Raw genomic sequence first — 8,223 nt, 5'->3', positions numbered from 1 at the left:
GGGGTACGGGGTGGGGGCGCGGGTCCGGTTGCGTCACGGTGTCCTCCAGCCACGGGGCGTCGGCGCTGGACTTCTCTCCGCGTACCCACCGCACGCGCCCCCACTCACTCCGGCGCGCTGCGGTCACCCCCCTGCGGTCCCGGCCGCCCGTGCCGCCGCCGCGCCCGCCGCCAGTCCCGGCCGGGGGCTGGACAGCACCGGCACCGTGGTCGTCGTCAGCCGCTGTGCCGGGGCCATGGAGGCCTGGGCGAGGATGATCGCGTCGGCGCTGTCGCCGGGGACCGAGTCCACGGCGGCGGTCACCGCACGGACGTAGCCCTCCGTGTCGCCCGACTGGAAGCGGGCCCAGGCGCCGTCCACGAACAGTGTCCGTACCTCGACGGGGAGTCCGGCGCGCCGCGCCTCCTCCTCCACGAGGGCCGCCGTGGGCCCGAACGTGGTCTTAGCCGTGGCGACGACCACCACCCTCGGGCCGATGGCCACCGCGGCGGCGGCCATCGGACGGTCGACCCGCAGCACGGGTACGCCGACCGCCTCGGCAGCCGCCTCCGCCACACCGCCGATGGAGGAACAGGTGCAGAGCACTGCGACGGCGCCACCGGCGACGGCCTGTTCCAGAACGGCCCGGATCTCACCGGCCACGACGTCGGGGCTGTCGGCCCGGGTCCCGGACAGCAGGTCCTCGTGGACGAAGTGGGCGAGTTCCAGGTCCGGGTGGTCCTCGTCTCGCAGGGCGTCGAACACCGGCACGTGCACGGGTGACGTGTGCAGGAGGGCGAGCATGACGGGAGGGGTCCCCTTGCCGGACGTCAGAAGCGGTCGGGGTGCGCCGCGAGCCACTCCTTGGCGGCGCGCAGAAGCTGGGGGTCCGCCACCGGCGCCTCGGCGGGGTGACGTTCGGCCCATTTCACGACGTACGGGCAGAGGGGCGCCACGACGATGCCCTCGCGGGCGGCCATGAGGTACAGCTCGCGGGCCAGTGAGCCCGCGATGCCCTTTCCCTCGTGCGCGGGTTCGACGATCGTGTGGACCGGGACCAGTGCGCGCCCCCGCGCGGCCAGCACGAAGTACGCGATGTGGCCGGCGACCTCCCCCGCCGCCACCGCCTCCAGGCGGCCTGCCGCCCGGTCGTCACGGATCTCGATGTCGCTCATGGACACACTCCTCAACGGGTCCTCGGGTCCTCGGTCGCCGGACGCACCGGCTCAGCACGCGGTCAGACCGTGACCGCCTGCGGGTTGCGCTCCTGGTCCGAGCCCGGCACCGGCTCGGCCGGGTCGGCGCCCAGCGCCACGACACGGTTGCCGTGGTCCACGTGAACCACCTTCGGCCGCAGCGCCCGCGCCTCGGCGTCGGTCACCTGAGCGTAACTGATGATGATCACCAGATCTCCGGGATGGACGAGGTGGGCCGCCGCCCCGTTGATCCCGACGACGCCGGACCCCCGCTCACCCTCGATGACGTACGTCTCCAGCCGGGCGCCGTTGGTGATGTCGACGATGTGCACGAGCTCGCCGGGCAGCAGATCGGCGGCGTCGAGAAGCTCGGCGTCGATGGTCACGGAGCCGACGTAGTGCAGGTCGGCCTGGGTGACGGTGGCGCGGTGGATCTTGGACTTGAACATGGTGCGCAGCAAAGTGGACTCCTGGAAGACGGCTCCCTGCCTGCTTTGTGCAGGTCAAGGGCGTCCAGCACTTTACACCGGTACTCGTCGGACTCGAAGGTGCTGCGGAACATCGCCTCCTCTCGGAATCCGCGCCCGGCTCGCGTGTTCGCGTTCGTCGGGTACGGCGTATCGGCGCGGGCCGACCGGGAGCGGCGAACTCCCCGGTTCCCGCTGCCTTCGTCCAGCCCGACGACCACCTGACGACGGGCTGATGCCCGACGACCGCACGGAGCGCCGGCCGATCGCGCGTCAGTCCGGGCCGCTCCAGTCGAAGGGGAAGTACTTGCTGGACTTGCCGCTTCGGCTCCAGTTGAAGCCGAAGGCGTCGGCCTGGTCGGTGACGGCCCGGCCCCAGGTGGCGATCTGTCCTGGGCCGACCTCGGCGCCGGGGGCGTTGTGGACCTGGACCCGTGCGCCCTCGGGTGTGGTGGGGCCGGTGAGGGCCTCAACGCGGGCGGTCACCCGGCCGGGGACCTCGGCGCGCCACGCCCCCAGATCCTCGTCGACCTCGACCGTGATCGGTGCGACGTCCATGCCGCGCATCTCGGGCCCGAAGACCTCGAGGAACTGCTGTGGCCAGCCGCCGGCCTCCCCGCCGAAGATCGCGCCGAGTGCGGCGCGCTGCTGGTCGTCGGCACGCTCGTCGACGAAGACGGCGGCATACGGGTCGGTGTGTTCGCCGGTCCACACGTTGCCGGTGAAGGACGCGAGTATCAGGACGTTCAGATCGTCGAGCCGGACGTCCCCGAACCGTCCCTCGCGTATGTGCCAGGCAAGCACGCCCTCGCAATCACCCTCGGTCGGGGGCTGGGCGAAGGTGCATGGGCACGGTATGGCGCACTTGCAGGTGTCGAACCAGTCGCCGGCCACGTGCCAAGGCGGGCTGCTGGTGGTCTGCTCAGCCATCTCGCTTCTCCTCTCCCGGTATACGGATCTACGGAGCCGCGTCACTTCCAGGGTGCTCCTCGGCGACGCGAAAGCGAAGTGGCCTGGTCATGAGCGCCGCGGCCCCGGGCCGGGTCCTCCGGTGTTGAGGCGGGCGAATGTGTGATCTGCTGGAGATGTCTTCGGAGTGCTCATAGCGGCCACCGAAGCGGCGGGCGTCCTTAGGAGGCATGCCGTGCCGCATCTCCGGCTCGCCCCGCCGGAGCCCACCCGGCCCGGGGTCCTGCTGCCGAGGCGTGAGCTGGCCCTCGGCTGGCTCCTCCTGACTCTGATCGCCGCTCTGGCGTGGGTGCTCACGGCCGCCCAGTCCCGCGACATGGGCATGGAGCCGGGCACCATGGGCCTGGCGCTCCCGCTCTTCCTGCTTCTGTGGGTGGTCATGATGGCGGCGATGATGCTGCCGTCGGTGGCACCCGTGGCTCTCACCTGGGTCCAGGCGATCAACCGCAGCACGGCGGGCCGTGTCCGTGCGCTGCGCCTCACGGAATTCGTCGGTGGCTATCTGCTGGCCTGGGCCGGGTTCGGACTGCTGGTGTACGGGGCCCTGGCGGCGACGGGGCACCTGGTCGACACCCACCCCGAGTCGGGGCGCTGGATCGGCGCGGGCGCGTTCCTGCTCGCGGGAGTCCAGCAGTTCGGGCCGCTGAAGCGGGTCTGCCTGCGGCACTGCCGCAGCCCGATGTTCCAGCTGATGCGATACGCGCGGTTCCGGCCATGGGCGAAGGATCTGCGGGTGGGCGCGCACCACGGGCTCTACTGCGTCGGCTGCTGCTGGGGGCTGATGATCGTCCTGATCCCGCTCGGCGTGATGAACGTGGCGGCGATGGCGGGACTGGCGGCGGTGATCTTCCTGGAGAAGCTGTGGCGCGGCGGCCCCTGGCTCAGCTGGGCGGTGGGCGCCGCCCTCCTCGTACTGGCCGTGCTCGCCCCCTTCCAGGACTGGCTCCTGCCGGGCTTGCAGATGTCGGATCCGTCGATGGACCAGATGCTGGGTGCGGCGCTCTGACCGGCCGTCACTCAGAGCGACCCGCCAGGTGGCTGACCGGGACGCTCCACGTCAAGACCGCATTTCCGTCCCTGCCGCGGAAGGCTCAGTCCCTGTGAGTGCCTCTCAGGTGTCGCCACGCCGAGAACCCGCAAGGCATACCCCCTAGGGGTAGGGTCTGAGGTCGGCACCGGAACACCTCGGGAAGGGCGGTCCATGGAGGCGATCGGGCACGCGCTGTCCATTGCCGGGTCGATGACCTGGGAGGTCACCTGGGCGCTGATCCTCGGCTTCACGCTCTCCGCCGTCGTGCAGGCAGTGGTGCGCCGCTCCACCGTCGTACGGCTGCTCGGCGACGACCGGCCACGCACGCTCGCCGTGTCCGCCGGGCTCGGCGCGGCCTCGTCCTCCTGTTCCTACGCGGCCGTGGCCCTCGCGCGCTCCCTCTTCCGCAAGGGCGCGGACTTCACGGCGGCGATGGCCTTCGAGATCGCCTCCACCAACCTGGTGATCGAACTCGGCGTGATCCTGGCCCTGTTGATGGGCTGGCAGTTCACGGCCGCGGAGTTCGTCGGCGGCCCGATCATGATCGTCGTACTCGCCGCGCTGTTCCGGATCTTCCTGCGTGGACGGCTCCTGCGCCAGGCCCGGGAGCAGGCCGAACGCGGCGTGGCCGGATCGATGGAGGGCCATGCGGCGATGGACATGTCGGTGCGGGGCGAGGGCGGCTTCGCGCGCCGGCTCCTCTCACGGGACGGCTTTACGTCCGTCTCGCACATCTTCGTCATGGAGTGGGCGGCGATCCTGCGCGACCTGGTGGCCGGGCTCCTGATCGCCGGGGCGATCGCCGCCTGGGTGCCGGACGAGTTCTGGCAGACGTTCTTCCTGGCGGACCATCCGCTCGCCGCCAAGATCGTCGGACCGCTCGTCGGACCGCTGGTGGCGATCGCGACGTTCGTCTGCTCCATCGGCAACGTGCCACTGGCCGTAGTGCTGTGGAAGGGCGGAATCAGCTTCGGCGGCGTGATCGCCTTCATCTACGCCGACCTGCTGATCCTCCCGATCCTCAACATCTACCGGAAGTACTACGGCCCCCGGATGGCCGCCTTCCTCCTGGTCACCTTCTTCGCGGCGATGGCGGTGGCCGGGTATGCCGTCGAGTTCGCCTTCGGTGGACTGGGCCTGGTCCCCGACCAGGCCGACGCGAAGATCCCCGAGGAAGGGATCACCTGGAACTACACCACGTGGCTCAACATCGCCTTCCTGCTGCTGGCCGCCACCCTGCTCGTACGGTTCTGGCGCACCGGCGGCCGGGCCATGCTGCGGATGATGGGCTGACCGTTCGCTGACCTTTCGCTGACCCGAGCGGCTTGATCGCGTCGCCGCCTCCTCGCCTTCCGCCGCATCCACCAGGGCCCGCGGCGTTCCGTAAGGCCAGGTGGCGGGCGCTGCGGCGAATCCATTCGATGCGCTTCGACAGTGATGGCCTCTGGTGAAAGAAATGTGTTTTCCTGCGCAGAGTATTGCTGTTCAGAAGAGGCCCCGTTATCAATGTCCGCAGACGCAAGCGCTTCGACAATTCACCATCTGCGTCCGGCAAGCCCGGTGCTTGGAAGCAAGGGGAACAAGCACCGTTCCCGCAGTTCCTGAGCGAAACCCATTCGCCCAGGGCCGACCGACAAGCCGATCAGTCGGCCAATCACGCAAGTACCTCGGACGGGGCTGAGCCGCGCCGTCCCGAGCCCGGACTCGCATGCGAGTGACATCTCGCGGCGCCAGAGTCCGCCATAAGACCGGGGGGGTCCGGAACAACGCATCGCCGTCCTTGGAGGGACACATGAGATGGCAAGCCCGTAAATCCATCATCGGAAAGTCGGCCGGGTTCGGTCGACTGGCCCTGATAGTCGCCGTGATCGCCGGGTTCCTGAGCTTCGCGTCTCCGGCGCAGGCCCAGATATCCTCCACCTGCGACCGGTGGGGTCAGTACACCCAGGGCAGTTGGACGATCTACAACAACATCTGGGGCGAAAACCCCGGCACGCAGTGCCAGACCGTCGACAGCATCAAGTCCTGGTACGTCGATGCCAACCACTCCGGTGGCGGGATCAAGTCGTACCCGAACACCTCGGTCCGGCCCCAGACGCCGCTGTCGCAGTTGAACTCGGCGGGCTTCTGGTACAACACGTCGTCGGCTCCCGTCGGCGGCAGTGACCACTGGAACTGGACGAGCGACATCTGGTCGACCAACAACCAGGACGAGATCATGGTCTTCACCAGCTGGTCCGGGACGGCAGGCGGCTGGGGAAGGCAGATCAGGTCCAACGTGACCATCGGCGGCGTCCTGTACGCGTCGGTCTGGCAGGTCGATCCCGGCTGGAACGTACTGCAGCTCATCCCCGCCCAGCAGACCAACACCGGCAGCATCGACGCCTCGGCGGTCTGGCGATGGGCCGCGTCGCAGAACCTCCTGCGCAACACCACCTTCGACACGATGCAGTTCGGCATCGAGATCACCTCGACCAGCGGCGTGCAGAAGCGGTACGCGCTGAACGCCTACAGCGCCTGGTGGAACAACACCTCCGGCGGCGGATCAAGCATCTAGCCGTGCGCTCCGTCCGCGCGTAGAGACAACAGGAGCAACTCCCCAACGCGACCTTGCCGCCGGGCCTCGATCGACAGATCCCGGCGGCAGGGTTCGCGGAAGGGCGGCCGGATCGTGGCGCGGCCGCGGGTCGCCGCGCGCGGAGCGCGACCGCGAGCCGGAATCCGTCGATCTCAGGTCGACTCGCTTTCCTCCGCGACCAGGCGGTCACGACCCGGCGATGCCACCGACGCTCCCGCGCCTTCCGCGGGCGGCCCGGCCGATCACCTCGGTCCACGGCGGACAGCCGGTCTACGCGGCCTCCGTCACCCCCGCCGCCTCCGTGGCCCCCGCCACCTCCGTGACCTCCGGCTGCTCGCCGGGGCGGTGGGCGAACTGTGTGCGGTACAGCTCCGCGTACCGCCCGTCCAGGGCGAGAAGTTCGTCGTGCGTGCCGCGTTCCAGGATCTGGCCCGCCTCGATCACGAGGATCAGGTCGGCCGCGCGGATCGTGGACAGGCGGTGGGCGATCACCACGGCCGTGCGGTCCGCCAGAGCCTCCGCCAGGGCCTCCTGGACCGCCGCCTCCGAGGTGTTGTCCAGGTGGGCCGTCGCCTCGTCGAGGATGACGACACGCTGGCGGGCCAGCAGCAGCCGGGCGATGGTCATGCGCTGGCGTTCGCCGCCGGAGAGCCGGTAGCCGCGTTCGCCGACCACGGTGTCGAGGCCGTCGGGCAGTTCCCGGACCAGGTCGTCGAGGCGGGCCCGGGTCAGGGCCGCCCACAGTTCGTCGTCCGTCGCCGTGGGGCGGGCCAGCAGCAGGTTGGCGCGCACGGTGTCGTGGAAGAGATGGCCGTCCTGGGTGACCATGCCGATGGTGGCGCGCAGGGAGGCGGCGCTCAGGTCACGGACGTCGACGCCGCCGATGCGTACGGCGCCCCCGTCGGTGTCGTACAGGCGGGGCAGGAGTTGTCCGATGGTCGACTTTCCGGCACCGGAGGAGCCGACCAGGGCGATCGTCTGACCCGGTTCGGCGTGGAAGCTCACTCCGTGCAGGATCTCGGTGCCGCCCCGGGTGTCCAGGGCGGCGACCTCCTCCAGGGAGGCGAGGGAGACGCGGTCGGCGGACGGGTAGGCGAAGCGGACGTCGTCGAACTCCACCGCGACCGGGCCCTCGGGGACCTCGAGGGCGTCCGGCTTCTCCTCGATGAGGGGCTTCAGGTCGAGCACCTCGAAGACGCGCTCGAAGCTCACCAGGGCGCTCATCACTTCGACGCGCGCCCCCGCGAGCGACGTGAGCGGCGCGTACATGCGCGTGAGGAGCAGGGCGAGTGCGACCACCGCGCCGGGCTCCAGGGTGCCGCGCAGCGCGAACCAGCCGCCGAGCCCGTACACCAGGGCGAGCGCCAGGGCGGACACGAGGGTGAGGGCGGTGATGAAGACCGACTGCGCGAGGGCCGTCCGTACGCCGATGTCCCGTACCCGGCGGGCGCGGGCCGCGAACTGGGCGGACTCCTCGTCGGGCCGCCCGAAGAGCTTCACGAGGGTGGCGCCGGGAGCCGAGAAGCGCTCGGTCATCCGGGTGCCCATCGACGCGTTGAGGTCGGCGGCCTCGCGCTGGAGCTTTGCCATACGGCTGCCCATCCGCCGGGCGGGGATCACGAACACCGGCAGCAGCACCAGCGCGAGCAGGGTGATCTGCCAGGACAGGGTGAGCATCACGGCGAGCGTGAGCACCAGGGTGACCAGGTTGCTCACCACCCCGGACAGAGTGTTGCTGAACGCGCGCTGCGCGCCGATGACGTCGTTGTTGAGCCGGGAGACGAGTGCTCCCGTACGGGTACGCGTGAAGAAGGCGACCGGCATCCGCTGCACATGGTCGAACACGGCCGTCCGCAGATCGAGGATCAGCCCTTCCCCGAGTGTCGCCGACAGCCAGCGGCCGACAATGCCGAGGACGGCCTCGACCACCGCGATGAGCGCGATGAGCAGGGCGAGCCGGACGACGGTGCTCTCGTCGCCGCCCGACACGATCGTGTCGACGAC

8 protein-coding genes are annotated in these 8,223 nt (G+C 70.1%); 3 read left to right on the top strand and 5 right to left on the bottom strand.

Annotation, left to right across the window (positions count from 1 at the left end; translation table 11 throughout):
* Nucleotides 1-123: 123 nt before the first annotated feature.
* The 4 genes from AOK08_RS35410 to AOK08_RS35395 form a co-directional block, all read right to left on the bottom strand.
* Nucleotides 124-783: an aspartate/glutamate racemase family protein gene (locus AOK08_RS35410; RefSeq protein ID WP_055533656.1), complete on the bottom strand. Its 660-nt coding sequence runs from the start codon at nucleotides 781-783 to the stop codon at nucleotides 124-126.
* A gap of 26 nt (nucleotides 784-809) precedes the next feature.
* Nucleotides 810-1,154: a GNAT family N-acetyltransferase gene (locus tag AOK08_RS35405; protein WP_055533655.1), complete on the bottom strand. Its 345-nt coding sequence runs from the start codon at nucleotides 1,152-1,154 to the stop codon at nucleotides 810-812.
* 62 nt (nucleotides 1,155-1,216) lie between these two features.
* Nucleotides 1,217-1,636 carry an aspartate 1-decarboxylase gene (gene panD / locus AOK08_RS35400; protein ID WP_055533653.1) on the bottom strand — a complete coding sequence of 140 codons (420 nt, stop codon included), beginning with the start codon at nucleotides 1,634-1,636 and terminating at the stop codon, nucleotides 1,217-1,219.
* Nucleotides 1,637-1,915: 279 nt separating this feature from the next.
* Nucleotides 1,916-2,572 (bottom strand): DUF1326 domain-containing protein, encoded by a 657-nt coding sequence (locus AOK08_RS35395; RefSeq protein ID WP_055533652.1) that lies wholly within the window; start codon nucleotides 2,570-2,572, stop codon nucleotides 1,916-1,918.
* 214 nt (nucleotides 2,573-2,786) lie between these two features.
* Between AOK08_RS35395 and AOK08_RS35390 the strand changes: the two genes are divergently transcribed.
* The 3 genes from AOK08_RS35390 to AOK08_RS35380 all read left to right on the top strand — a co-directional run bounded on the left by AOK08_RS35390 (nucleotide 2,787) and on the right by AOK08_RS35380 (nucleotide 6,198).
* Nucleotides 2,787-3,617 carry a DUF2182 domain-containing protein gene (locus tag AOK08_RS35390; protein WP_055533651.1) on the top strand — a complete coding sequence of 277 codons (831 nt, stop codon included), beginning with the start codon at nucleotides 2,787-2,789 and terminating at the stop codon, nucleotides 3,615-3,617.
* A gap of 195 nt (nucleotides 3,618-3,812) precedes the next feature.
* The gene (locus AOK08_RS35385) at nucleotides 3,813-4,934 is read left to right on the top strand and encodes a permease (RefSeq protein ID WP_055533649.1); all 1,122 of its coding nucleotides are present in this window, start codon (nucleotides 3,813-3,815) and stop codon (nucleotides 4,932-4,934) included.
* A gap of 499 nt (nucleotides 4,935-5,433) precedes the next feature.
* On the top strand, nucleotides 5,434-6,198 hold the full coding sequence (locus AOK08_RS35380) for a glycoside hydrolase family 12 protein (protein WP_157876929.1): 765 nt from the start codon (nucleotides 5,434-5,436) through the stop codon (nucleotides 6,196-6,198).
* A 291-nt stretch (nucleotides 6,199-6,489) separates the two neighbouring features.
* On the opposite strand, the gene AOK08_RS35375 is transcribed toward AOK08_RS35380, so the two are convergent.
* Nucleotides 6,490-8,223: ABC transporter ATP-binding protein (locus AOK08_RS35375; protein WP_055533646.1), on the bottom strand; the 1,734-nt coding region annotated here is incomplete at its 5' end.

Origin of the sequence: Streptomyces graminilatus, assembly GCF_001418565.1 — a bacterium.
GTDB classification, from domain to species: domain Bacteria; phylum Actinomycetota; class Actinomycetes; order Streptomycetales; family Streptomycetaceae; genus Streptomyces; species Streptomyces graminilatus.
The sequence above is the reverse complement of the archived record's forward strand: the minus strand, read 5'-3'. Positions and strand labels throughout refer to the sequence as shown.

Coding starts and splice junctions, on each gene's coding strand:
- AOK08_RS35385 (WP_055533649.1), top strand. CDS start 3,813: ATGGAGGCGATCGGGCACGCGCTGTCCATTGCCGGGTCGATGACCTGG.
- AOK08_RS35405 (WP_055533655.1), bottom strand. CDS start 1,154: ATGAGCGACATCGAGATCCGTGACGACCGGGCGGCAGGCCGCCTGGAG.
- AOK08_RS35410 (WP_055533656.1), bottom strand. CDS start 783: ATGCTCGCCCTCCTGCACACGTCACCCGTGCACGTGCCGGTGTTCGAC.
- AOK08_RS35395 (WP_055533652.1), bottom strand. CDS start 2,572: ATGGCTGAGCAGACCACCAGCAGCCCGCCTTGGCACGTGGCCGGCGAC.
- AOK08_RS35380 (WP_157876929.1), top strand. CDS start 5,434: ATGAGATGGCAAGCCCGTAAATCCATCATCGGAAAGTCGGCCGGGTTC.